The sequence below is a fragment of the Janibacter limosus NBRC 16128 genome (assembly GCF_001570985.1).
Classification (GTDB): Bacteria; Actinomycetota; Actinomycetes; order Actinomycetales; family Dermatophilaceae; genus Janibacter; species Janibacter limosus.
On record NZ_BCSS01000014.1, the window covers coordinates 1 to 23,271 of the forward strand.

Annotated in this window: 22 protein-coding genes and 1 riboswitch; of the genes, 9 read left to right on the plus strand and 13 right to left on the minus strand. The window is 69.7% G+C overall.

The annotated features are described in order from the left end of the window. Positions 1 to 1,484: hypothetical protein (locus tag JLI01S_RS06935; RefSeq protein ID WP_157074853.1), on the minus strand; the 1,484-nt coding region annotated here is incomplete at its 3' end. A gap of 251 nt (positions 1,485 to 1,735) precedes the next feature. Then, positions 1,736 to 2,593 (minus strand): glycosyltransferase family 2 protein, encoded by an 858-nt coding sequence (locus tag JLI01S_RS06940; RefSeq protein ID WP_068262090.1) that lies wholly within the window; start codon positions 2,591 to 2,593, stop codon positions 1,736 to 1,738. A 126-nt stretch (positions 2,594 to 2,719) separates the two neighbouring features. On the opposite strand from JLI01S_RS06940, the gene JLI01S_RS06945 reads away from it, so the two are divergent. Continuing rightward, a complete protein-coding gene (locus JLI01S_RS06945) occupies positions 2,720 to 3,610 on the plus strand; it encodes a right-handed parallel beta-helix repeat-containing protein (RefSeq protein ID WP_157074854.1) in 891 nt (296 codons plus the stop codon). A 73-nt stretch (positions 3,611 to 3,683) separates the two neighbouring features. Beyond that, positions 3,684 to 4,997, plus strand: coding sequence for a glycosyltransferase family 4 protein (locus JLI01S_RS06950; RefSeq protein WP_245634544.1), 1,314 nt, complete (start codon positions 3,684 to 3,686; stop codon positions 4,995 to 4,997). 40 nt (positions 4,998 to 5,037) lie between these two features. Here the strand turns inward: JLI01S_RS06950 and JLI01S_RS06955 are convergent, their stop codons facing one another. Together JLI01S_RS06955 and JLI01S_RS06960 are read right to left on the minus strand one after the other, a co-directional pair. After that, positions 5,038 to 5,676: a hypothetical protein gene (locus JLI01S_RS06955; RefSeq protein WP_068262101.1), complete on the minus strand. Its 639-nt coding sequence runs from the start codon at positions 5,674 to 5,676 to the stop codon at positions 5,038 to 5,040. Between the two features lie 14 nt (positions 5,677 to 5,690). Next, positions 5,691 to 6,845 carry a cell division protein PerM gene (locus JLI01S_RS06960; protein WP_068262103.1) on the minus strand — a complete coding sequence of 385 codons (1,155 nt, stop codon included), beginning with the start codon at positions 6,843 to 6,845 and terminating at the stop codon, positions 5,691 to 5,693. A gap of 121 nt (positions 6,846 to 6,966) precedes the next feature. On the opposite strand from JLI01S_RS06960, the gene JLI01S_RS06965 reads away from it, so the two are divergent. Both JLI01S_RS06965 and JLI01S_RS06970 read left to right on the plus strand, forming a co-directional pair. Beyond that, positions 6,967 to 7,473 (plus strand): RNA polymerase sigma factor, encoded by a 507-nt coding sequence (locus tag JLI01S_RS06965; RefSeq protein WP_068262115.1) that lies wholly within the window; start codon positions 6,967 to 6,969, stop codon positions 7,471 to 7,473. Further along, positions 7,466 to 8,269 carry a hypothetical protein gene (locus tag JLI01S_RS06970; protein ID WP_068262117.1) on the plus strand — a complete coding sequence of 268 codons (804 nt, stop codon included), beginning with the start codon at positions 7,466 to 7,468 and terminating at the stop codon, positions 8,267 to 8,269. The genes JLI01S_RS06965 and JLI01S_RS06970 overlap by 8 nt, the downstream gene beginning before the upstream one ends. Positions 8,270 to 8,396: 127 nt before the next feature. On the opposite strand, the gene ribH is transcribed toward JLI01S_RS06970, so the two are convergent. From ribH to sucC, 7 genes are all read right to left on the minus strand, one after another. After that, positions 8,397 to 8,867, minus strand: coding sequence for a 6,7-dimethyl-8-ribityllumazine synthase (gene ribH / locus JLI01S_RS06975; RefSeq protein ID WP_068262119.1), 471 nt, complete (start codon positions 8,865 to 8,867; stop codon positions 8,397 to 8,399). After that, positions 8,864 to 10,111: a bifunctional 3,4-dihydroxy-2-butanone-4-phosphate synthase/GTP cyclohydrolase II gene (locus JLI01S_RS06980; RefSeq protein ID WP_068262123.1), complete on the minus strand. Its 1,248-nt coding sequence runs from the start codon at positions 10,109 to 10,111 to the stop codon at positions 8,864 to 8,866. Before JLI01S_RS06980 ends, ribH begins: the two co-directional genes overlap by 4 nt. Continuing rightward, positions 10,108 to 10,758, minus strand: coding sequence for a riboflavin synthase (locus tag JLI01S_RS06985; RefSeq protein WP_068262126.1), 651 nt, complete (start codon positions 10,756 to 10,758; stop codon positions 10,108 to 10,110). The genes JLI01S_RS06980 and JLI01S_RS06985 overlap by 4 nt, the downstream gene beginning before the upstream one ends. Then, positions 10,758 to 11,849 carry a bifunctional diaminohydroxyphosphoribosylaminopyrimidine deaminase/5-amino-6-(5-phosphoribosylamino)uracil reductase RibD gene (gene ribD, locus JLI01S_RS06990; protein ID WP_068262128.1) on the minus strand — a complete coding sequence of 364 codons (1,092 nt, stop codon included), beginning with the start codon at positions 11,847 to 11,849 and terminating at the stop codon, positions 10,758 to 10,760. The genes JLI01S_RS06985 and ribD overlap by 1 nt, the downstream gene beginning before the upstream one ends. Positions 11,850 to 11,993: 144 nt before the next feature. Continuing rightward, positions 11,994 to 12,123, minus strand: a riboswitch (FMN riboswitch). Positions 12,124 to 12,215: 92 nt separating this feature from the next. Continuing rightward, a complete protein-coding gene (locus JLI01S_RS06995) occupies positions 12,216 to 13,046 on the minus strand; it encodes a lysozyme (protein WP_068262131.1) in 831 nt (276 codons plus the stop codon). A gap of 188 nt (positions 13,047 to 13,234) precedes the next feature. Further along, positions 13,235 to 14,125 (minus strand): succinate--CoA ligase subunit alpha, encoded by an 891-nt coding sequence (gene sucD, locus JLI01S_RS07000; RefSeq protein ID WP_055993292.1) that lies wholly within the window; start codon positions 14,123 to 14,125, stop codon positions 13,235 to 13,237. Positions 14,126 to 14,143: 18 nt separating this feature from the next. Continuing rightward, positions 14,144 to 15,325 (minus strand): ADP-forming succinate--CoA ligase subunit beta, encoded by a 1,182-nt coding sequence (gene sucC / locus JLI01S_RS07005; protein WP_068262134.1) that lies wholly within the window; start codon positions 15,323 to 15,325, stop codon positions 14,144 to 14,146. A gap of 177 nt (positions 15,326 to 15,502) precedes the next feature. Here sucC and JLI01S_RS07010 point away from each other — a divergent pair, with 177 nt between their 5' ends. Beyond that, positions 15,503 to 16,429 carry a lipase family alpha/beta hydrolase gene (locus JLI01S_RS07010; protein ID WP_245634545.1) on the plus strand — a complete coding sequence of 309 codons (927 nt, stop codon included), beginning with the start codon at positions 15,503 to 15,505 and terminating at the stop codon, positions 16,427 to 16,429. Between the two features lie 121 nt (positions 16,430 to 16,550). After that, positions 16,551 to 17,456, plus strand: a complete 906-nt coding sequence (locus tag JLI01S_RS17315; RefSeq protein WP_068262137.1) for a M23 family metallopeptidase — start codon at positions 16,551 to 16,553, stop codon at positions 17,454 to 17,456. An 81-nt stretch (positions 17,457 to 17,537) separates the two neighbouring features. On the opposite strand, the gene pcrA is transcribed toward JLI01S_RS17315, so the two are convergent. Beyond that, positions 17,538 to 19,991 (minus strand): DNA helicase PcrA, encoded by a 2,454-nt coding sequence (pcrA, locus tag JLI01S_RS07020; RefSeq protein WP_068262142.1) that lies wholly within the window; start codon positions 19,989 to 19,991, stop codon positions 17,538 to 17,540. Positions 19,992 to 20,050: 59 nt separating this feature from the next. Between pcrA and JLI01S_RS07025 the strand changes: the two genes are divergently transcribed. The 3 genes from JLI01S_RS07025 to ligD are packed head-to-tail and all read left to right on the plus strand — an operon-like array spanning position 20,051 to position 22,918. Next, positions 20,051 to 21,328 carry an MFS transporter gene (locus JLI01S_RS07025; RefSeq protein WP_245634546.1) on the plus strand — a complete coding sequence of 426 codons (1,278 nt, stop codon included), beginning with the start codon at positions 20,051 to 20,053 and terminating at the stop codon, positions 21,326 to 21,328. 21 nt (positions 21,329 to 21,349) lie between these two features. Next, entirely contained in the window at positions 21,350 to 21,940 is a 591-nt protein-coding gene (locus tag JLI01S_RS07030; RefSeq protein ID WP_068262145.1) for a GNAT family N-acetyltransferase, read from the plus strand. Positions 21,941 to 21,949: 9 nt separating this feature from the next. Further along, positions 21,950 to 22,918 (plus strand): non-homologous end-joining DNA ligase, encoded by a 969-nt coding sequence (gene ligD, locus JLI01S_RS07035; protein ID WP_068262147.1) that lies wholly within the window; start codon positions 21,950 to 21,952, stop codon positions 22,916 to 22,918. Here ligD and JLI01S_RS07040 read toward each other — a convergent pair whose 3' ends face one another. Beyond that, positions 22,919 to 23,251: a TfoX/Sxy family protein gene (locus JLI01S_RS07040; protein WP_084349262.1), complete on the minus strand. Its 333-nt coding sequence runs from the start codon at positions 23,249 to 23,251 to the stop codon at positions 22,919 to 22,921. Between the last annotated feature and the right edge of the window lie 20 nt (positions 23,252 to 23,271).

Consider the following 23,271-nt stretch of genomic DNA (forward strand, 5'->3'; position numbering starts at 1 on the left):
TCAGGGGCCTCTGCGCTCCCACCGACAATGGCATGGGAAACAGTCCCAGTGGAGGCAGCAAGTACCAGCCAGGCGCCGTCGGCGTTGGACTTGGTGCTGGTGACATTGTTGAAGGAGCCGCTCAACACCTTGGTCTCGCTCGGCGAAAACTGGATCTTGGACATCGGCGAGACCCGTTCAACGACGTCATCCAGATTTTCGGTGGTGGTGAAGACGACCTTCACCGTCGCCGCCCCCTCGTCGAGCAGGACGATCGGCCGCGTGCCGTGGCGGGCCACCTCGTGCAGCGGCTCCCAGGCGCCGTCAGGCTGGCGTACCAAGAGGGCGATGACGGGTTGCGACGCTGAGTCAAAGGACGTCTTGACCGCCGCGAAAAGCGTCCCGTCGGACGCCACAGCCAGGTTGATGTGGTCATCGGCCATCCCGCCACCAACCGACTTGGCCGAACCGCCGGCTGGGACCTCATCCGAGGTCCAGCTGCTGGGCGCGCTGCCATCCTGGTGCGTGCGAAAGCCGAATCGCCGACTCGACTGGTTGGACCACATGACGCCGATGCGGCCTCCGCGCAACGACGTGATCGCGGCGATGTCGTCGTCCTTGATGCCACTGGCCACGGTGATCGGCGCCGAGAACGACGTGTAGGGAGCATCGCTGTAGCGCATCTGCACTGTCGTGCTGGTGTCATAGGCGACCCACATGCGACCGGTGGTGTCCGTCGTCAACGTGGCAGTCTCGCTCCCCGGCATGGAGATGCCGGTCGCTTCCGGACGTTGCGCCCAGGGCTGGTAACCGGCCCCGTCGTACTGGAGTGACACCAGTGAAGTGCTCGGCCCGTGCAGCAGAACGTGGGCCAGGTCGCCGTCCGTCTGCACGTCGGCGCGCACAGCCGTGCTGGGGGAGATCATCACCTCGGGTCGCCAACGCTCGCCCTCGAGCTTCCACACCCAGGTTCCAGCAGGCGAGATGCCCGTGGACCCCAGAACGACCCACCAAGCACCATCATGACGCCATACCTTCGACTGCGGCTTTTCGCCGGTGTTCGTCGACGCGGGTATCGATGCAAAGGTGCTCTGCGAGGGAGCGACACGCCGCTGCTTCGGCTGGGCAACACCCACGTCCTCACTCCAGGACAGCGTCATCAAACCGGCCTGGCGGTGCTTCGCGCGAACACTGATCTGGAAGATCTGGCCCTCGCTGGCAACGACGACGACGGCAGATGTGGTCACGTCACCGACATCATCGCTATGCGTGGTCTTGCCTGAGCCCGCTCGTCCACTCTGGGGGCGCACGGTGAGCACTGTGTCCGCCTCGGACCCGTGGGTGTCGAAGTCATATCGGCCGTCGGCCGGGGCAGTCCACGTCCATGCCACTGTGTCGTCGACGAGCACCTTGCGTGGGTTCACCGGATCCATGACGAAGTTGGGAACCACGACCTGCCCGGTGGCCCCCACGAGGGTCTGGACGGGGAGCTTGCCCGCCGCCACGGCACGGGACCCCTGGCTGGCCACTCCCGCGGCGGCCGGCCCTCCCATTGACGCCATGACCAAGAGAGCGCTCATCAGCGCCCCGCAAACCCAGCGCCCCCACGCCCACCGACCAGTTGTGACTGCAGACATAGCCCCTCCTCAGGGGCAGCACTCGCGACCCTTAGTGATCGCGGGGCCTTCTCCCACCGCCAAAGTACTCCGCTCCAAGCGGCTTGCCTAGGCTCGGACACGGGTGTCTGCGAGCAGTCCTACAGGTAGAGCACCCGATGGTGGACGCTCCCGGAGACACGTCCGGCCGCGCCGGCGAGGTCCTCCGTCCACTGCCATCGCACCCGCTGAGAGAAGGGCACGATCGGTGCCACGGCAATGAGCCTGGCCCACCTCCCGGCCGCCCCGGCCAGCCGTGGCCGCGGCATCCCGCGATCACCGTAGTCACGGAACAGTCGGCCACGTGACTGATTCGCCTTGTAGGCCTTGACGGCCACCGAGCGGAGGGTGGAACGGTGCCGGTAGTGGACCACCGCATCGGGGGCATGTCGAAGGCTGAACCCGGCGAGCTGCAGTCGCCAGCTGAACTCCGTGTCATCAGACCCATACGTGTATGCCTCTGCGAAACCCCCGATCTCGTCGAAGACCGTTCGCTGCACCGCCAAGTTGGCGCTGATGGCGCGAGGGAGGAACCCCGCCACGACCGGCAGCCCGTCGGGGTGGCGAGGCAGGAAGGAGGGGCGGTTGCCGTTGAGGAGGTCGTTCTCGATGGCGCCGCCCACCGCGTCGGCCCGGTCCAACGCCAGCACCATCGCCCGGATCCAACCGGGTCCCACCATGTCGTCGGCATCGCAGAAGAGCAACCGGTCAGACCCGGCGACCGCGGCTCCCCTGTTGCGCGCGGCACTCGTCCCTGGCGTCTCGCAGGCCACGACGCGGATGGGCAGTCTGGACGTGTAGGAAGCGCACACATCGACGGTGTCGTCTGTCGAGCCGTTGTCGACGACGATGACCTCCCACGGGAAATCGACATCCTGCTGAGCGAGGGCATCGAGCTGCAAGCCGATGGACTCTGCCTCATTCAGCACCGGAATGATCACGCTGGCCCAGAAGGTCACGCGGCTCAACGTAGCAGTCCCCAAATGACCAGGCATTGACCCCGAAGAGGGAGCACGCTTGACTGTGTGGACGCCCCTGCCAGGGGCTCCCCCGGCACGGGTCGGGAGGAGGGGAGGGAGTCAGTCGTGGCTGGCATTCAGGCGCGATCCATCGTGATCGGCGCAGGGATGACCATTGCCCTGTTGGCGACCGCCTGCAGTTCATCCAGCGGCGCCCCGACGCGGGTCGCAGCCGACCCGACCCAGGCTGCCGATGTCGCCAGTCCTCCCCCGTCACTGCAACGCTCCGATTTCCCCGATGAGTCGACCACCGGTGTGCCCGCTGGTACCCGCCTGAAGCCGTCGGGGTCCCTGACGATCGACAAGGACGGCACGGTGATCGACGGTAAGGAGATCACCGGGACGGTCACCGTGAAGGCCGACAACGTAGTCATCCGCAACTCAAGGATCCTCAACACCGGTCCCTTCCCCGTGCGTGTGGACGGGGGCAAGAACCTCCTCGTGGAAGACAGCGAGATCGACGGACGCGGACGAGGGGAAGCCGCCATCGCCTTCGGCAAGTACACCCTCCGGCGAGTCCACATCCACAACATCCCCGAGGGGCCGCGCGTGGCGGGTGGCGACGTCTTCATCGAGGACTCGCTCATCCACGAAATGGTGCAGAAGGGTGACAACCACACCGATGTCGTGCAGGTCGTCTCCGGCAAGAACATCGTCGTGCGAGGCAACGCCCTGGAGGCCTACAACCCGGAGTCGGGACTCATGGGAAATGCCGCCTTCATGTTCGGCGAGGACGACGGTCCCGTCACCGACTGCCATGTCACGGGCAACTACCTCAATGGCGGTAACTACACCGTCAATGGTGGAGGGTCCAAGACCACGGGGGCTGCGTGCACCTTCCGGGACAACGCACTCGGCAGCGACAACCGCTACGGCCCGACTGCCAACCTCGGTCCAGACGTCGACTGGGACGCGTCGAACGTCTGGCTGTCGAACAACAAAACCGTCAAGGGGTGACTGACTTGGGCCATGTCCTGGCAGCGGGTGTACCGCGTTGACGACCACCAGGCCACCAGGCTCTGGGACGCGTGTGCTCATCATCGTCCAGAACCTGCCGGTCCCCTTGGACCGACGGGTCTGGCTGGAGTGTCAGGCCTTGCGCGACAACGGCTACCTCGTCAGCGTCATTTGTCCCAAGGGCCCGGGCGACCCTGCGCGGCACGACGTCGATGGCGTGGCCCTGTACAAGTATCGGCCAGCGCCCGAGGCGCAGGGGGCAGCCGGCTTCGCGTACGAGTTCGCCTATTCCTGGCTCAGAACCGCATGGCTGAGTCTGCGCGTCCACCGGGAGCGAGGCTTCGACATCATGCAAGCCTGCAACCCACCGGACACCTACTGGCTGCTGGCCAAGTTCTGGCGCGTGCGCGGTGTCCGGTTCATCTTCGACCACCACGACTTGAACCCCGAATTGTTCGTGTCGCGGTTCGGAGCTCCGACATCGCTCGCAGGGCGTGTCCAGCTCGCGGGACTTCGCTGGCTGGAGCGCCGCACATTCCGCACCGCCGACCACGTGATCTCCACCAACGAGTCGTACAAGGAGATCGCACGACGGCGGGGCGGCGTTGCGGAGAGCCAGGTGACCGTCGTGCGTAGCGGCCCGGACACGACCCGCATGCGCCCGGTGCACCCGACGATCGATGTGCGCCGAGGTGGCGAGCACTTGCTGGCATACCTCGGGATCATGGGACCTCAGGATGGCGTCGACAACGTCCTGAAGCTGATGGACGAGCTGGTGCATCGCCGGGGTCGCACCACGGTGCGGGCTGCGCTCCTGGGCTTCGGTGACTGTCTCGCCGAGCTCGAGCAACAGTCCACCGACCTCGGGCTGGATCCGTACGTGGAGTTCACCGGCCGCGTCGGGCCGGAGCAGATCGCGCAGTATCTGAGCGCTGCAGACGTGGGGATCGGCCCTGATGCGGCCACTCCTCTCAACGAGCTCTCGACGATGAACAAGACGATGGAGTACATGGCCTTCGCGCTGCCGTCCGTTGCATTCGACCTGAAGGAGACCCGGGTCAGCGGCGCAGATGCCGTCCTGTACGTCCCCTCTGGGGACGTGTCCGCGATGGCCGACGCTGTCGAACGTCTGCTGGACGACCCTGATCTACGGGTCACTCTCGCCCTGCGCGGCAGAGAGAGAGTGAGCGCCCTGCTCGACTGGCAACCACAGCGCGAGGCCTACCTCGCGGCCTTCGCTCAGGTTGCAGGCGTGCCTTCAGAGCCAGACGCCAACGTGGCCACACCGGTCGAGGACAGGGCGGCGAAGGCACCCACCGGACTCACCTACGTGGACCTCGGCGATGAGGACGAGATGCGGACCTTCGTGCTGCATCGCGGGGGGTAGACCGCACTCACAGGCGATTGCCGACCGTCTCCGTCCGCACTCACCACGTGGTGTACGAGGAGTCGTTGATCGTGAACCCGTGGTCGCCGACCCGGCAGGTCATCCCGGTGGAGCGGCTCTCGCACTCTGCCTGATCAGTCCCGACGCTGTGCTCGTACGGGAGCACCGCCTCGTCCTGCGCGGACGAGCCGAGCTCCGCCGTCCACCAGCCGGCGTCCTGGGCCTGGGTGGCCGACTGCGCCGTGACCGCATCGCTGACGCAGCCGGGGCGGGCGCCCTGCGCGTCGACGACCATGCTGGCGCCCATGTCGAACTCGCAGCCGTCCTTGAGGTCAGCCGGGACCGGGAGAGCGCCGCTGCGCAGGTCGCAGCGAGCCAAGGCCTCAGGACCCTGCGTCGACAGCGTGCACACGATCTTGCCGCTCGGCGAGACCCAGCTGGCGTCCGCGGTGTCCTGACCCAACCGGTTGGCGGACGGGATCGCTGACTGCGACGGCTGGCCCGCCGCGCTCGACGTCCCAGTGGCTGGCTCGGCGGGCGAGGACGTCGCCTGCGTGGTGACGGTCACCGTCGTGCCCGACGCCCCGTCCCCGGGCTCGTCGGCTCCACCGCAGGCGGTGAGGGCCAGCACGAGGGCACTGACAGCGACCGCAGACGAGAGCAGGCGTGGGGTGCGCATGGTCAATGGTGCCCTCAGCGGCGCAGGACCCACCAGTCGCGCGCGAGGACGGCGAAGGCTCCGACCGCGAGCTCACCGAAGAGCACCAGCGCAAGCAGGGGCGCCGGAGCGCCCAGGTGGGACAGCCGGACCGCCCCGAGTGAGCCGCCGGCGAAGGTGTCGAGCAGAGCGATCGTCACGGCGGCCACGAGGACCGCAGCCACCACGGCCGCGAGCTTGGTCTGGGTCGCGGCCAGTCGGGGCACGTAGGCCAGCGCCTCGCGGCCGAGCCAGACGCCGACCGCGATCGGCAGCAGGACGAGCAGGTGGGTGGCCCACGGGAGGCCGCCGGGCTGCGGTTGCGCGGCCAGGACGGGGACCATCGGGAGCAGTCCGGCCTCGGCGCCCGACCAGGTCGTCATCGCGCCACCGGTGGTCGAGAAGCCCGGTCCGGCAGCGAGGGACAGCGCCCAGATGCCGAGGTTTGGCAGCAGGGCCACCTGGAGCAGGACGAGGACGACTCCGCCGAAGAAGCCGGCGTCGAGGGCTGAGTGGATGTGCGCGACCCGCCCCAGGTGCAGCAGCGTGGCCACGGCCACGAGGACCGAGCCGAGCGCGATGAGCAGGACCGCCCCCTTCGCTCCCGGGAGGAGGCCCCGACGCAGCGACAGGGGGGCGCGGACCCACAGGTCGTCCAGCTGCTCCGGGAGTCCGTGCGCCCAGACGAGCCCGACGGCGGGTATGACGATCAAGGGCAGGACGAGGCTGAGCAGGACGGGACCTGCAGGTGACATGAGCCCGATGAGCGCAGCCACCACCCCGACCGCGGCATATCCACCGAGCCAGGCACCCTGCACCCGCGGGGCCGGCTGCTCGGGCAGCCCACGACGGGCTCCCGCGCGAGCGAGGAGGACGAGGAGCACGGCCCCGAGGAGGGGCGTGAGGGCCAGGGTCCCGTCACCGAGATGCAGGCGGGCACCACCAGCGACGAGCCACACCAGGCTACCGGAGCCGACGGCGTCACCGAAGCCGGCGGACGCGCGCGGGACCGCCAGAGCGCCGAGCACGACCAGGAGGACGGGGAGCGCCCAACCAACGGCTGCCGTCAGGGCGCCTGCCGCTGCCGCCCGCACCTCGGGCCGTCTCCGAGTACCGTCATCAACGGTCGTGGCCGACCGGATGAGCTCCATCACCGTCACGCCCCCATGGTCACCGACGAAGGGGGATGGGTGGTGGAGGCCAGCCGAGGGTCACGAAAAGATTTCGGTTCCGGGAGCAACCCACGTGCATCCGCAGGCGTCTGGAGGGGTGATGAAGGGAGGCGAGGCATCGGCCGAAGCCGAGTTCGACGACTTCTACCGCTCCACGGCCCAAGGCGTCGTGCACCTCGTGTATGCCGCCACGGGCGACCTCGAGCTGGCCCGGGACTCCACCCAGGAGGCCTTCGCCAGGGCATGGCAGCGGTGGGACCAGGTGCGCGCCACGGACGAGCCGGGCGCCTGGGTGCGGACCGTGGCTCGGCGCATCGCGATCTCCGCATGGCGCAAGAACACCAACAGGAACAAGGCGATGGAGCGCCACGGGGAGCCCCCGTCTCCAGCCGGCCCCACCGTGGACCGGGTGACGGTGGTCGCTGCCCTGCGCACCCTGGGCCCCGAGGTGCGCGAGACCCTCGCACTGCACTACCTCACCGACATGTCGGTCGAGGAGATCTCCCGGCAGACCGGCGCCCCGCCGGGAACCATCAAGGCACGTCTGCACCGTGGACGAGCACAGCTGGCCAAGGCACTCACCGACAAGGAGGCCCACGATGACTGACCACCACGACGACCAGCCGTGGGGCCTCGAGGACGACGAGCTCGTCCGCTCCGCGCTGGTCTCCCTGCGCGAGGATGTCTCCGCCCAACCCCTGCCCGAGCCGGCCTTTGTGCGGGCCCGCGCCGAGGGCCGGGAGCAGGCGTCCGCTGGCCAGGTCGTCGACCTGGCCAGGCGCCGCCGTCGCTCCTTCACGCTGCTCGCCGGAGTGGCCGCCGCTGCGCTCATCGCGACGGGTACCGGCTTCCTCGTGCAGGCCCGGGTCGACACCGCTCCCCCTGCTGCGACCTCCACCGACTCGGCCGGCGAGCCGACGATGCGGATGCTCGACTCGAGCGAGTGGTCAGCCGCCCTCGGCCTGCCCGTCGCGAGCACGCAGGGCACGACCGACCCTGACGGGCAGTGCTTCCAGGCCCCCCGCTCGGACACGTGGGACCGGCGCGTCTCCACGCTCGACGACGGTCGGGTGGTCGCAGGACAGTGGATCGGCACGGCGTCCGGCGGCACGGACGCTCCGACCGATGCGATCGACACGGCCGTGGCCCAGTGCGAAGAGACCTACACGGTCACCCAGCGGGTCACCGAGGACCTCCCCGGCGATGCCAGGTTCCGCTCGTGGCACGCCCGCGGGGCCGATGGTGCGACCTACTGGTGGGTCGAGGCGACCCGCGGAGCGTCGACCTCGTACCTCACTGTCGCCGAGCTCGACGGCATGACCTACACGTCAGAGGAGATGCGCCAGGTCGCGCAGTCCGCCCTCGGGGACTTCGACCTCACCGCGTCCCGCAACGCTCCCTGAGGAGTCACGGCAGACAGCGCCGACCCGGGAACAGGGGGGATCGACCGGGTCGGCGCTGCCTCGCAAGGCTAGACCCGCATGTCGCTCCGCGTCACCACCGCTGATCCACACCGCACCGTGTGCTCCGTCACGCTCGGAGACCGCGCAGGGTGACGGCCGTGGACAGCGCCGCCTCCGTGGCCTCGCGGCCCTTGTCCTCCTGGGAGCCGGTCAGTCCGGCTCGGGCGATGGCTTGCTCCTCGTCGTCGCAGGTGAGCAGGCCGAACCCGATGGGGGTCCCGGAGTCGAGCGCCACGCGCGAGAGACCGTCGGTCGCGGCCGCGCAGACATAGTCGAAGTGCGGGGTGCCCCCGCGGATGATGACCCCCAGCGCGATGACCGCGTCGTGCGTGCGGGCCAGCTGCGCCGCGACGACCGGCAGCTCGAAGCTGCCCGCGACCCGCACGAGGGTCGCCTCCAGGCCCACCTCTGCGAGCGCTCCCTGCGCCCCGCCGACCAGTCCGTCCATGACCTGGGTGTGCCAGCTCGAGGCGACGATCGCCACCGTGAGGCCTGCAGCCCCCTCCACCTGGATCGTCGGTGCTCCGTGACCACTCATCGTGTGCTCCCTTCGTCGTCGGTACCCGGCAGCCACGGGAGGTCGTGACCCATCCGGTCGCGCTTGGTGCGCAGGTAGCGCAGGTTGTCGCTCGTGACCTCCGGAGGAAGTCCCACCCGGTCGACGACCTCGACGCCGAGCGCGGTGAGCGCCTCGACCTTGGCCGGGTTGTTGCTCAGCAGGCGCACGGTCTCGACCCCGAGATCACGCAGCATCTGAGCGGCATGCGTGTAGTCCCGGGCATCGACCGGCAGGCCCAGGTCGGAGTTGGCGTCGACGGTGTCCGCGCCGCCGTCCTGCGCGGAGTAGGCGCGCAGCTTGTCGACGAGCCCGATGCCTCGCCCTTCGTGCCCGCGGACGTAGACGATGACACCGGAGCCGGCCTCGGCGACGGCCGCCTGGGCCGCGTCGAGCTGAGGGCCACAGTCACAGCGGAGCGAGCCGAAGACGTCGCCCGTCAGGCATTCGCTGTGCACGCGCACCAGCGGCGTCCCGGACGTGATGTCCCCGTGGACGAGGGCGATGTGCTCGCTGGCGTCGATGCCACTGCGATATCCATGAGCCATGAACTCGCCGTGGATGGTCGGCAGGCGCGTGGAGACCACTCGCTCCACGAGCGACTCGGTCCGGCGCCGCAGGTCGACCAGGTCGGCGATGCTCACCAGTGGCCAGCCACGCTCGTCGGCGAGCTGCCGCAGCTGCGGCAGGCGGGACATCGAGCCGTCCTCCTCGACGACCTCGCAGATGACGCCCGCGGGCGCGCGACCGCCGAGCCGGCACAGGTCGACCGCGGCCTCGGTGTGGCCGCGACGCACCAGCACCCCCCCATCGCGAGAGCGCAGGGGGAAGACGTGGCCGGGGCGGGCCAGGTCACCGCGCCCCGTCGACGGGTCTGCCAGGAGGCGAGCCGTGCGGGCCCGGTCGGCGGCGCTGATCCCGGTGCTCACGCCCTCTCGGGCGTCGACGGAGACGGAGTAGGCGGTCCCCTTGGAGTCCTCGTTGATCGCGGTCATCGGGGGCAGCGCGAGGCGGTCGAGCTCCTCGCCCGTCATCGCGACGCAGATGACGCCGCTGCCCAGGCGCACCGTGGCACCCATGATCTCGTCCGTCGCCGCATCGGCGGCGAAGATGATGTCGCCCTCGTTCTCCCGGTCGGCATCGTCGACCACGAGGACCGGACGCCCGGCAGCGATCGCCTCGATCGCGCTCTCGATGGGGTCGAGCAGGGTGTCGTCGTGACTCATCGGGTTTCCTTCGGATCAAGCGCCAGCATGCGCTGCACGTACTTGCCGAGGATGTCGACCTCGACATTGACTCGGTCACCAACTCCCTTGCGGCCCAAGGTGGTCAACTCCAGGGTCGTGGGGATGAGGGCGACCTCGACGTGGTCGTCCCCCACCTCGGTGAGGGTCAGGCTCACGCCGTCGAGGCAGATCGACCCCTTGTCCACGACGAAGGGGGCCAGCTCGGGGTCGATGGCGAGCCGCACCTCCTCCCACCCATCGAGGCTCGTTCCTCGCACCTCAGGGCGGCGCCGGTCTGCACTCGGACGGCGCTCGAGGATGGTCGCGGTGCCGTCGACGTGCCCCTGGACGAGGTGGCCGTCGAGGCGGGCACCGAGCACCATGGCGCGCTCGAGGTTGACGGCGTCGCCGGCGGCCAGGTCACCGAGGGCGGTGCGCCGCAGGCTCTCGGCCATGACGTCGAAGGTGACGACTCCCCCCTTCGCCTCGTGGTCGGTGACGGTCAAGCAGGCGCCGTTGACCGCGATGGAGGCGCCGTGCGCGGGGTCGGCGGTGGTGACGCTCCCGCGCACGGTGATCCGGCTGGAGTCCGTGCTCGGTTCGATGGCGACCACCTCCCCGAGCTCTTCGATGATTCCGGTGAACATCAGTGCTCCCTCCTTACGGTGGCCGTGACGGCGATGTCGTCGCCGAGGCGCGTGACATCGGTGGTGGTGAGGCGCAGGGCCTCGGTGATGGTGGTGATGCCGGCATCCGCGAGGACCGGCGAGCCGGCTCCGAGCAGTGCCGGTGCGATGTGGGCCACGACCTCGTCGACGAGGTCCGCGGCGACGCACGAGGCGGCGAGGTGGGCGCCGCCCTCGAGGAGGACCGACCGGACTCCGCGCTCGTGGAGTCCGACGAGCAGTGCAGCCAGGTCCAGGCCTGTGGGCCCGTGGGGCACGGCGAGGACGTCGACGCGGGCCTCGGTCAGCCGGCTGGCATCAGCGTCGTCGGCGACGACCACGAGGGTCGGGGCCGCGTCGTCGAGGACACGGGCCGTGAGCGGCATCTGCGCCCCGCTGTCGATCACGACGCGCAGCGGCTGGGTCGCACCGTCGATGCCCCGGACAGCCAGGTGGGGGTCGTCCGCTCGCAGCGTGGCACCGCCGACGAGCACGGCATCACTCTCGGCCCGCAGACGGTGGACGTCGGCGCGGGCCTGCGCCCCGGTGATCCAGCGACTCGTGCCATCAGCTGCGGCGGTGCGTCCGTCGAGGGTGCTCGCGAGCTTCCACGTGACGTGGGGGCGGCCGGTCGTCATCGCGTGCAGCCAGGCCCGGTTGCCGTACGCGGCCGCATCCCGCCCGGTGCCCACGACGACGCCGACCCCGTGCTCCCGCAACAGATCCGCTCCCCCACCTGCGGTCACGGTGGGGTCCGGGACGGCGACCACGACTCGCGCGACACCGGCCTCGAGCAGGGCGCCGGTGCACGGTCCGGTGCGACCGGTGTGCCTGCAGGGCTCGAGGGTGACCACCGCGGTGCCGCCACGGGCGGACCGTCCGGCCTCGGCGAGCGCCCTGACCTCGGCGTGTGGTCCACCGGCGCGCTCGTGCCACCCTTCGCCGACGATCCGGCCGTCCGCATCGAGGATGATGCAGCCGACGACCGGGTTGGGTGCGGTGCGGCCCAGACCGCGCGCCGCCAGCTCGACGGCACGGGTCATCGCACTCTCGATGGTGACCGGCTGCTGCATCGTGCCCTCTCCGTGGTCTGACGCGGACCACGGGGGCGAAGGGGGAGGCACGCCAGATGGCGTGACGGCGCGCGCGCAGACCATCGGATGCCCGATGACGTCATGCCGACGAGGGTCAGACCCACGCACGGCACGACCGCGACGCCGCGTGCTGCCTCCCATCCGGACTTTCACCGTCGGTGCTGGAGTTTCACCAGCTCAACCCGACCTTGAGAGGACGGGCTCGCGGACTGTCACCGCCGGCTCGGAATTACACCGACCCCGGAGCACGCGTACGACATGACTCGTACTCCGTCAAGGATACCCCTCACCCCGTGGTCGGCCACATGACCTGCCCCACCCTGCGGTACGTGCCCACCCGGAGCATCAGTGCGTCGCGAAGTACCGCAGGCGCTCCAAGGTGCCGTTCCAGACGTTCTGGTCGACGGGGGTGGTGCTGTACTGCCAGAAGCTGTGCGTGGACCATCCATACGGCTTGGTCCCCACCGTGCTCGAGTACCTGGCGATCCACAGCGGCGACTTCGCGGCGATCGTGGCGTCGCTGCCGACGCACTGGTCCCACCAGCTCGTCGCCGTGTAGATCACGGGGTAGCGACCGGTCCGGCTCTTGTACTGGGTGAGGAAGGCGTTGATCCAGGCGCGCATCTGCGTGCGTGTCTTGCCGTAGCAGGTGGCTCCGTAGGGGTTCCACTCCATGTCGAGGGCCCCCGGGAGGGTCTTGCCGTCTGCGGACCACCCGCCGCCGTTGTCCACGAAGTGGTTGGCCTGGGTCGACCCGCTCGAGCTGTCCGGCAGTGCGAAGTGGTATGCGCCCCGGATGAATCCCTGGCTGTACGAGCCCGTGTACTGGTGGCCGAAGGACGGGCTCTCGTACGTCGTCCCCTCGGTCGCCTTGACATAGGCGAAGCGCTTGCCCGCCCCCCACTGCGCGGCCCAGTCGACCCGGCCCTGCCAGTTGGACACATCGATGCCCGGCACCCCCGACGGTGCAGCGACCGCGGCCGATGCCCTCTCCGGCGTGCGCCTCGCGCCGTGCTGATTCCAGCCCATCGCCGCATCACCCGGGCTGTTGATGCCAGCCGACCGCGCCTCCGCAGTCGGGGTGCGCTCGGCCGGGGCAGCACCGGCTCCGGTCGGGACGAGCAGACCCGCTGCGGCGAGTGCTGCCGCGGCGAGGGTCATGGTGGTGCGAGACATCAGGGTTCCTCCAGCGACGGTGACGATCCGGGGACGGACCGATCCGCACGGTAGAGCCTGCAGGTGACCAACCGGCCACGATCGTTACCGGATCCCGTCAGCGCTCCGTCAAGATCTCACACCGACATGACGAAGGGCGGTTCCCACCTCATCGGTGGGAACCGCCCTTCGTCATGGCCTGGCAGGACTTACTTGGCCAGGGACTTCATGATCTCGCGCATGAGGTCAGCGGTCTCGGACGGCGTCTTGCCGACCTTGACCCCGGCGGCCTCGAGGGCCTCCTTCTTGGCGGCGGCCGTACCGGAGGACCCGGAGACGATGGCGCCGGCGTGGCCCATGGTCTTGCCCTCCGGGGCGGTGAAGCCCGCGACATAGCCGACGACCGGCTTGGTCACGTTGTCCTTGATGTACGCCGCAGCGCGCTCCTCGGCGTCGCCACCGATCTCGCCGATCATGACGATCGCGTCGGTGTCGGGGTCCTGCTCGAAGGCCTCGAGGCAGTCGATGTGCGTGGTCCCGATGACCGGGTCGCCGCCGATGCCGACGCCCGTGGAGAAGCCGAACTCACGCAGCTCGTACATCATCTGGTAGGTCAGCGTGCCGGACTTGGACACCAGACCGATGCGGCCCGCACCGGCGATGCTCGCCGGGATGATGCCTGCGTTGGACTGTCCGGGGCTGATCAGGCCGGGGCAGTTGGGCCCGATGATCCGGGTGGCCTTGCCCTTGCTGTAGTTGTAGAACTCCGCGGAGTCCTTGACCGCGATGCCCTCGGTGATGACGACGGCGAGCGGGATCTCGGCGTCGATCGCCTCGACGACGGCGGACTTGGCGAAGGCCGGCGGCACGAAGATGACCGACACGTCAGCGCCGGTCTCCTTCATCGCGTCGGCGACGGAGCCGAAGACCGGAACGGTCTTGCCGTCAGGGAAGTCGACGCTCTGGCCGGCCTTCTTGGGGTTGACGCCGCCCACGACATTCGTGCCCGAGGCGAGCATGAGCGTGGTGTGCTTCATGCCCTCGGAGCCGGTCATGCCCTGGACGATGACCTTGGAGTCAGCAGTGATGAAGATTGCCATGTCTTTTTTCTACGTCCTTTACTTCGCGGCCAGCTCGGCGGCCTTGCGGGCAGCGCCGTCCATGGTGGCCTCGATGGTGACCAGCGGGTGGTTGAACTCGGCGAGGATGCGGCGACCCTCCTCGACGTTGTTGCCGTCGAGACGGACGACGAGGGGCTTGGTGGCCCCGTCACCGAGGGTCTTCAGCGCGCCGACGATGCCGTTGGCGACGGCGTCGCACGCGGTGATGCCACCGAAGACGTTGACGAAGACGGACTTGACCTGCTCGTCACCCAGGATGACGTCCAGGCCGTTGGCCATGACCTCGGCCGAGGCGCCGCCACCGATGTCGAGGAAGTTGGCCGGCTTGGCCTTGCCTCCGGTGAAGTCCTCACCCGCGTAGGCGACGACGTCCAGGGTGCTCATCACGAGCCCCGCGCCGTTGCCGATGATGCCGACGTTGCCGTCGAGCTTGACGTAGTTGAGGCCCTTGGCCTTGGCCTTGGCCTCGAGCGGGTCAGCTGCTCCCTTGTCCTCGAGGGCAGCGTGGTCGGGCTGACGGAAGTCGGCGTTCTCGTCCAGCGTGACCTTGCCGTCGAGCGCGACGATGTCGCCCTGCTCGGTCTTGACGAGCGGGTTGACCTCGACGAGGGTGGCGTCCTCCTCGCGGTAGACGACCCAGAGCTTCTTGATCGTCTCGGCGATCGCGCCCTTGTCGGCCTCGTCGAAGCCCGCGGCGTCGACGATCTCCTTGGCCTTGGCGTCGTCGATGCCGACATTGGGGTCGACCGCGATGCGAGCCAGCGCCTCGGGGCGCTCGACTGCGAGCTGCTCGATCTCCATGCCGCCCTCGACGGAGCACATCGCCAGGTAGGTGCGGTTGGCCCGGTCGAGCAGGATCGAGAAGTAGTACTCCTCGGCGATCTGCGCGCCCTGGGCGATCATCACCTGGTGGACCGTGTGGCCCTTGATGTCCATGCCCAGGATGGCCTCGGCGTGCGCCTCGGCCTCGTCAGCGGTCTTGGCGACCTTGACGCCACCGGCCTTGCCGCGGCCTCCGGTCTTGACCTGGGCCTTGACGACGGTGACACCGCCGCTCTTTTGACCGATGCTCTCGGCGGCGGCTCGCGCCTCCTGCGGGGTGGTGGCGACGGCGCCGGCAAGAACCGGGACACCGTGCTTCTCGAACACGTCGCGTGCTTGGTACTCGAAGAGATCCACGAGGTTGATTCCGTCCTCTGCTGTGGTAACGGGGTGCGGGTCGAGACTATCCCCAGCGCGCAGGCGGAAGCACCTCCGGTCATGAGACGGGCACCACGGCGATCGTTGAAGCGTTGATCACAGACTCGTCACGACCCTTCACATCAGGTCGCCCTTCGGGGTTACTCTCGAGTCACCATGGCCCCGCAGACACGCACGGTGACCACCACCGTCCCGAGGAGCGGCCCCGCAACGACGCCGGCCCGCCTGCGATCCGGTGTGTGCCAGCAGCTGCGACAGATGGCCACCGTGCAGGCAGCGGTCTTCGCGGCCGTCGAGGTGGTCTGGGCGACGACCCACGTCTCGCTCTACCCCTTCGGCGCCCGGGCTCCGCGGCGCGGAGGGCCACGGCACGGTTATCGCATCGAGCACCTGAGCCCGGTGCAGCGCGGACGGCTCGTCACTGATGTCACCGAGGCCGGCACGCCGATCCTGCTGCTGCACGGCATGGCCGACAACCACTCGATCTTCACCCTCCTGCGCCGGGGGCTGCTGCGCCGTGGGTTCAGTCGTGTCTTCTCCATGAACTACTCGGTGCGCACCAAGGACGTGCGCACCGCCGCCGCCCAGCTCGCCGAAGAGATCGAGGCGATCGCCGCGGAGACCGGCTTCGAGCGGATCCATGTCGTCGCGCACAGCCTCGGCGGCGTGGTCGCCCGGTACTACGTGACGCGTTTGGGCGGTGACGAGCGCGTCCACACGCTCGTCACGCTGGGCTCCCCGCACGGCGGGACCCTGCTCGCCCACCTGGTGCCGGCATCACTGCTGCGGCAGCTGCGGCCGGGCAGCCCCTTCATGCGGGAGCTCAACCAGCCCGCGCCCGGGTGCCGCACCCGGGTCATCGCCTTCTGGTCCGACACCGACGAGGCGGTCGTGCCCGCCGTCAACGCCTCCCTCCACCAGGAGGGTGTCGACAGCACCAACATCCGACTCCGGGGCATCGGCCACCTGTCGCTGCCGATCCTGCCGAGCGTCGTGCACCAGATCGCGACCCGGCTGACCCAGCTCGACAGCGAGGGCACACCGACCGCCTCGGTCACGGACATCAGCGCCCGTCTGGCCTGACCACCGGCCCCTGGCGGTCGACGCGAGCGTGGCGCCGGTCACCTCAGTTTTGCATAACGAAAAGGTCACGCTAGGGTTTCGCAGGATTTGTCCACGACTCCCCTGCGAGGACTCCTTCTTCATGTCTGACTACTCCGGGCGGCACCGGCCGCCCACCCGCGCTGAGCGGCGCGCCATCGAGCGCTCTTCGCGTCTGCCCAAGAGCTTCGGCCCCGCATACCTGGTCCCCACGGCTGCGGCGGCCACCTTGGTGCTGACGGCGGCTGGCGCCACTGCCGCCCAGTCCTCCTCCTTCACGGGTGCGTCAGCGGCCACGCAGGCCCGCGGCGCCCTCCTCACCCCGACCCAGGACCAGGACACGGCGTCCTCGCTGCTGTCCGACCCGGCGCTGGGCGAGAGCGCCCGCGAGGAGGTCACCGCCTCCGCTCAGGAAAGGAGCGGTCTGGCCACGCGCCGACAGGCCGCCTCCACCTCTGTCGCCAAGGACCAGGCCCGCACGCAGGAGCGCAAGCGCGCCGCCCGCGACAAGGCCCGCGCGGAGCTGGCCGCGGACAAGAAGCGCACGTCGGCGTCCTCGACGAAGGACTCCACGACTGCCGGGTCCACGTCCTCCGAGTCCTCGGACACCGCCACGGGTGCCCAGAGCTGGGTCAAGCCGCTCGACAACGCCGTCTTCACCTCCCCCTTCGGCCAGCGCTGGGGCAGGCTGCACGCCGGCCAGGACTACGCCGCCCCGATCGGCACCCCGCTGAAGGCCCTGAGCAGCGGCACCGTCGTCGGCGCCGGCCCGATGAGCGGATACGGCGTCTACATCGACATCAAGTACTGGGACGGCACGGTCTCCCGCTACGGGCACCTGACCTCGGTCAGCGCGGCCGTCGGGCAGCAGGTCGCCCCCGGTGACGTCGTCGCCCTCTCGGGCAACACCGGGCACTCCACCGGCCCCCACCTCCACATGGAGATCCACCCCGGTGGCGGCGGCGCGATCGACCCGGCCGGCTGGCTGGCCGAGCGCGGCATCGCCTGACCTCATAGCTCCACCGACGAAGGGGGCCCGACGAGCAATTGCTCGTCGGGCCCCCTTCGTCTGTCCCTGCGGGAATGCCCCTCAGAGCTTTTCGAGAGGTGCATAGCGCAGCAGCAGTCGCTTGACGCCGTCCTCTCCCCCGAAGTCGACGTGCGCCATCGACTTGTCCCCCTCACCCTCGACGCGGATGACCGTGCCGAGGCCGAAGCTGTCGTGCGTGACCTTGTCGCCGTTGGTCAGGGCGATGACCGGCCGGTTGCCGGGTGAGCGCACACCGGGACGGGCCGCGAGGCGGGCGACCGCGGGCTGGCGCCCATCGCGGGACCCGGCACCACCGAAGCCACCGAGCGGCGGGCCCGTGCGCTCCCACTGCACGAGGTCCGCGGGGATCTCGTCGAGGAAGCGTGAGGCCGGGTTGTACTGCGGCGTGCCGAAGGCGCTGCGAACCGCGGCGCGGGAGAGGTGCAGCCGCTCGCGAGCGCGCGTGATGCCGACGTAGGCCAGACGGCGCTCCTCCTCGAGCTCGGTGTCGTTGGCCAGGCTGCGCTGGTGGGGGAAGGTGCCGTCCTCCATGCCGGTGAGGAAGACGACGGGGAACTCCAGCCCCTTGGCGGTGTGCAGGGTCATGAGGGTGACGACGCCCTGCTCCTCGCCCTCGCTGCCCTCGTCGTCGGGGATCTCGTCGGCATCGGCCACGAGGCTGACCTGCTCGAGGAAGTCGTCGAGGCTGATGACCTCGCCGGTGGCCTCACGGGTCGCGTCGAACTCGCGAGCGACGCCGATCAGCTCCGCCAGGTTTTCCAGCCGGGTCTCGTCCTGCGGGTCGCGGCTGGCCTGCAGCTCGCTGACGTAGCCGGTGCGGTCGAGCACGGCCTCGAGGAGGTCGCCGATCCCGGCGCCCCCCTCGTGCAGCCCGCCCAGACCCTCGAGCAGCGCGGTGAATCCCTTGACCGCCTTGACCGAGCGGGTGGCGATGCCGGGGGCGTCCTCGACGCGGCCGAGTGCGGCGACGAAGGGGATCCGCTCGCGCTCGGCGAGCTGGGCGAGCGCCAGCTGGGCCCGGTCGCCGATGCCGCGCTTGGGGGTGTTGATGATCCGGCGCATGTTGACCGTGTCCGCCGGGTTGGCGACGACGCGCAGGTAGGCCAAGGCGTCCTTGACCTCGCGCCGCTCGTAGAAGCGGGTGCCGCCGACGACCTTGTAGGGCAGCCCCGTGCGGACGAAGATCTCCTCGATGGCGCGCGACTGCGCATTGGTCCGGTAGAAGACCGCGACATCGCCGGGACGCACCCCGTGCTCGTCGTGCAGGTCATCGATCTTCTTGGCGATGAAGGAGGCCTCGTCGTGCTCGTTGTCGCCGACGTAGCCGACGATCTGCTCGCCGGCCCCTGCCTCGGTCCACAGGTTTTTCTTCCGCCGCGACTCATTGCGCTCGATGACCGCGTTGGCCGCGGTGAGGATCGTCTGCGTCGAGCGGTAATTTTGCTCGAGGAGGATCGTCCGGGCGTCCGGGTAGTCCTCCTCGAACTCGACGATGTTGCGGATCGAGGCCCCGCGGAAGGCGTAGATCGACTGGTCGGCATCACCGACGACGACCAGCTCGCTCGGCTCGACGGAGTGGGCTGACCGGGTCGCGTCCTTGTCGCCGCCCACCAGCTCACGCACGAGCATGTACTGCGCGTGGTTGGTGTCCTGGTACTCGTCGACGAGGACGTGGCGGAAGCGACGGCGGTAGTGCTCGGCGACATCGGGGAAGGCCTGCAGGATGTGCACCGTCGTCATGATGATGTCGTCGAAGTCCAGCGCATTGGCCTGCCGCAGTCGGCGTTGGTACTCGGTGTAGACCTGCGCGAGCGTCTGGTCCTGCTGTGTCCCGCCGGTCTGGACGTCCTCGTCGACCGCCGCGCGCCGCGCGAACTCCTCCTCGTCGACCAGCTCGTTCTTGAGGTTGCTGATCCGATGGCCCATGGAGCGCGGAGGGAAGCGCTTGGGGTCCAGGTCGAGATCACGCATGACCATGGCGACGAGGCGCTGGCTGTCGGCCGCGTCGTAGATGGAGAAGCTGCTCTTCATCCCGACCTTGGTCGCCTCGCGGCGCAGGATCCGCACGCACGCGGAGTGGAAGGTCAGCACCCACATCGCCTTGGCCCGCGGACCGACGAGGTCCTCGACCCGCTCGCGCATCTCGGCGGCGGCCTTGTTGGTGAAGGTGATCGCCAGGATCTGGCCCGGCTGGACGCCCCGCGCCCCGAGCAGGTGGGCGATGCGGTGAGTGAGCACCCGGGTCTTACCCGAGCCGGCCCCGGCGATGATGAGCAGCGGTCCGCCCGCGTGCAGGACCGCCTCGCGCTGGCCCGGGTTGAGGCCGGCGACCAGCTCCTCCGGGTCCCGCTGGACGGGAGTGTCGTGCCGGCTGTGCGCGGCCCGCGTCGGGCCCTCGTCGCTCATCGCCCACGTGGGGACGCCGGCGTCGGTCACGTCGTGGTTCCAGTCACCGGGCAGGGCATCGGGAAGGTCGTCGAAAAGGCTGCTCATGTCGGCGACCAGCCTACGTCGCGGGACTGACACCCCCTTCGCCCAGATACCGTGCCGCGGTGAGCCCGATCCGCGACCACCTGAGCCTGCTGCGCGAACGACGCTTCGCCGCGCTCTTCGCCGCGCGGACCTTGTCGATGCTCGGGCTGGCCTTCGCACCCGTGGCGCTCGCCTTCGGCGTCCTCGGGCTGCCGGGGGCCGACGCCGGCACCCTCTCGCTCGTCGTCGCGGCCGAGGCGATCCCGCACGTCCTCGGGCTGCTGCTCGGTGGTGTCGTGGCCGACCGCTACCCACGCCGTTTCGTGATGTTCACCGGGGAGTGCCTCTCCCTCGTGGCCTGGCTCGGGATCGGCATCATGTTCCTGGTCGGGTGGGCACCGATCCCGGTGGTCTGTGCCTTCGCCGTGCTCACCGGCCTCGCCGGCGCCGTCGTCTGGCCGGTCCTGTCCGGGATCATCCCCGAGGTCGCGCCCGCGGGACACCTCCAGTCGGCCAACGCGCTGCTCGCGGTCGGCGCCAATGTCGCCCGCATCGGTGGGCTGATCGCGGCCGGGGCCATCGTCGTGCTCATCGGGCCCGGCTGGGCCCTCGTCGGCGCCGCCGCGATCCACGGTGCGGCCGCGACCTTCGCCTGGCGGATCGGCTCCACCCCACGCCCCGGACGCGAAGGGGGGACCTCCGTCGTCGCCGAGCTGCGGGAGGGGTGGGTCGAGTTCTCCTCACGCGAGTGGCTGTGGGTCGTCGTCGCGCAGTTCGCCCTGCTGATCCTCGCCTGGCAGGGCGCGCACACCGTCCTCGGTCCGGTCGTGGCCGAGGCCGAGCTGGGCGGCGCCGGAGCCTGGTCGGCGATCCTCACCGGCGAGGCGGTCGGCATGCTCGTCGGCGTCGTCATCGCCCTGCGGATCAGGCCGCGCCGCCCGATCCTCCTCGGGGTACTGCTCACCTCGCTCACCGCGCTGCCCTACCTGCTGCTCGGGGTGGGCGCCCCCCTTCCGCTCATCGTGCTCGGCGGTTTTGTCATGGGTCTGGGCATGGACACCTTCACCGTGCTGTGGCAGACGACGATGCAGCGCGAGGTGCCGCCCGAGGCACTCTCGCGAGTCGCCTCCTACGACGCCTTCGGGTCGATGCTCTTCGGGCCGGTCGGGGTCCTGCTCGCCGGACCGGCAGCGGTGCACCTCGGCGCCCACCGGGCCCTGCTCGTGTGCGCTGCGCTCATCCTCCTGTCCAGCCTGCTGGCCCTGCTGTCCCGGGACGTGCGCACCCTGCGTGCGCCCGTCGACATCACTCCGGTCCCCGAGGGCGAGTACACCTCACCGGTGGATCCGGTCGTCTGACCCGGGATCTAGGCTGCTCCCATGTCCCAGATCGTGCGCCCCGACCCCCGCTACCAGGCCTCCTACCTGGAGGCCCACGACGAGTTCGGCGGTGCGCACCGCGACGGCGACGGCGACCTGGTGCAGGCCGCTGACCCGACGGTCGGTTTCGAGGGCTTCAGCTTCACCCGGGAGGGGCTGGAGGACCGCGACGAGTTCCGCCGCTTCGTGCAGGTCCGTCGCGCCGACGAGCTCCCGGAGACGCCGCGACCCGCCGGCTTCGTCCCGTGCACCTTTCTCTGGGTCGTCGAGGGCGAGGAGTACCTCGGCTCGATCGCGCTGCGGCACGAGCTGAGCGACTTCCTGCTCGAGCAGGGTGGGCACATCGGCTACTCGATCCGCCCCTCGGCGCGGCGGCAGGGGCACGCGAGCACCGCCCTTCGTCAGGTGCTGGAGCTCGCCGGCGAGATGGGTCTGGAGCGCGTCCTGATCACCTGCGACGAGGACAACGAAGCCTCCCGCGCGACCATCGAGGGCGCCGGCGGCGAGTACGAGGACTCCCGCAGCGGCAAGCGACGCTACTGGGTGACGACCATCGCCACGGACCGTCCGGAGGGTGCCCGCCTGTCCTAGGCTCGGTGCATGGCACGCGGCGAGCACGGTGAGGACGTCCATCTCGACGTCGGCGGCAGGGATGTGCGCATCTCCTCCCCCGACCGGGTCTACTTCCCCGAGCGCGGCGAGACCAAGCTCGACCTCGCGCAGTACTACCTGTCCGTCGGTGACGGGATCCTGCGTGCGCTGCGCGAGCGGCCGACGATGCTGCACCGCTTCCCCAAGGGGGTCGAGGGCGCCAAGGTCCACCAGAAGCGCCTGCCCCAGGGGGCACCGGACTGGGTGGAGACGGTGCGTCTGCACTTCCCCCGGTACGACCAGCACGCCGACGAGCTGTGCCCGACCGAGCTGGCCCAGATCCTCTGGGCGGTGCAGATGAGCACCGTCGAGCTGCACCCGTGGAATGTCCGTCGTGCCGACGTCGACCGGCCCGACGAGTGGCGGATCGACCTCGACCCCATGCCGGATGCTCCCTTCGACCGGGTACGGCGGGTGGCCGGTGTCGTCCACGAGGTCCTCGACGAGCTCGGTGTGGTGGGCTACCCCAAGACCTCCGGGGGATCCGGGCTGCACGTCTACGTGCGCATCGAGCCTCGATGGGAGTTCGGCGAGGTGCGCAGGGCGGCGCTCGCCTTCGCCCGCGAGGTCGAGCGGCGCGTCCCGGACGAGGTGACGACGACGTGGTGGCGCAAGGACCGTGACCCGGCGGCCGTCTTCGTCGACTACAACCAAAATGCTCGCGACCACACGATCGCGGCCGCGTACTCGGTGCGGGGCAACGCGGCCGGCACCGTGTCGACCCCGATCACCTGGGACGAGATCACGGACGTCGAGCCACAGGACTTCACCATCGCGACCGTGCCGCAGCGCTTCGCGGAGCTCGGTGACCTGCACGCCGACATCGACCATGTGGCGCACGACCTGGGTCCGCTGCTGGAGTGGGCCGAGCGCGACGAGGCCGAGGGCGCCGAGCCGCCGGTCGACCCCGAGGACTGATCAGAGCGCACGACGCAGGCAGGCGTCGAGCCAGTGGGCCAGACCGGCATCGTCCTCGACGGCGTCGGGCGAGACGTCGAGCCAGCTGGGGCCCATGCCTCGCTCCCCCATGAGCGCGACCTGGGCGTAGTAACGACCAGCCTGCTCCAGGAGCTGCTCGCTCTCGTCGGGGTCGACACGCACCAGCAGGCCACCCCCGCCCCGCACTCCCATGAGGATCTCGTCCTTGACGAGGAAGATCAGCGCCCCGAACATCCGCTTCTCCTCCCACGCGATGCCGCGGTCGAAGAGGGCGGTGCGGACCCGGTCGGCGAGATGCTCGTCGATGGCCATGGATCCACACTGGCAGATGT

What these genes read in the sequence shown, in the direction of transcription:
- JLI01S_RS06955 (WP_068262101.1), bottom strand. Translation starts at nt 5,676, where the DNA reads ATGCGCACCCCACGCCTGCTCTCGTCTGCGGTCGCTGTCAGTGCCCTC.
- JLI01S_RS06960 (WP_068262103.1), bottom strand. Translation starts at nt 6,845, where the DNA reads ATGGAGCTCATCCGGTCGGCCACGACCGTTGATGACGGTACTCGGAGA.
- JLI01S_RS06965 (WP_068262115.1), top strand. Translation starts at nt 6,967, where the DNA reads ATGAAGGGAGGCGAGGCATCGGCCGAAGCCGAGTTCGACGACTTCTAC.
- JLI01S_RS06970 (WP_068262117.1), top strand. Translation starts at nt 7,466, where the DNA reads ATGACTGACCACCACGACGACCAGCCGTGGGGCCTCGAGGACGACGAG.
- ribH (WP_068262119.1), bottom strand. Translation starts at nt 8,867, where the DNA reads ATGAGTGGTCACGGAGCACCGACGATCCAGGTGGAGGGGGCTGCAGGC.
- JLI01S_RS06980 (WP_068262123.1), bottom strand. Translation starts at nt 10,111, where the DNA reads ATGAGTCACGACGACACCCTGCTCGACCCCATCGAGAGCGCGATCGAG.
- JLI01S_RS06985 (WP_068262126.1), bottom strand. Translation starts at nt 10,758, where the DNA reads ATGTTCACCGGAATCATCGAAGAGCTCGGGGAGGTGGTCGCCATCGAA.
- ribD (WP_068262128.1), bottom strand. Translation starts at nt 11,849, where the DNA reads ATGCAGCAGCCGGTCACCATCGAGAGTGCGATGACCCGTGCCGTCGAG.
- JLI01S_RS06995 (WP_068262131.1), bottom strand. Translation starts at nt 13,046, where the DNA reads ATGTCTCGCACCACCATGACCCTCGCCGCGGCAGCACTCGCCGCAGCG.
- sucD (WP_055993292.1), bottom strand. Translation starts at nt 14,125, where the DNA reads ATGGCAATCTTCATCACTGCTGACTCCAAGGTCATCGTCCAGGGCATG.
- JLI01S_RS07010 (WP_245634545.1), top strand. Translation starts at nt 15,503, where the DNA reads ATGGCCCCGCAGACACGCACGGTGACCACCACCGTCCCGAGGAGCGGC.
- JLI01S_RS17315 (WP_068262137.1), top strand. Translation starts at nt 16,551, where the DNA reads ATGTCTGACTACTCCGGGCGGCACCGGCCGCCCACCCGCGCTGAGCGG.
- pcrA (WP_068262142.1), bottom strand. Translation starts at nt 19,991, where the DNA reads ATGAGCAGCCTTTTCGACGACCTTCCCGATGCCCTGCCCGGTGACTGG.
- JLI01S_RS07030 (WP_068262145.1), top strand. Translation starts at nt 21,350, where the DNA reads ATGTCCCAGATCGTGCGCCCCGACCCCCGCTACCAGGCCTCCTACCTG.
- ligD (WP_068262147.1), top strand. Translation starts at nt 21,950, where the DNA reads ATGGCACGCGGCGAGCACGGTGAGGACGTCCATCTCGACGTCGGCGGC.
- JLI01S_RS07040 (WP_084349262.1), bottom strand. Translation starts at nt 23,251, where the DNA reads ATGGCCATCGACGAGCATCTCGCCGACCGGGTCCGCACCGCCCTCTTC.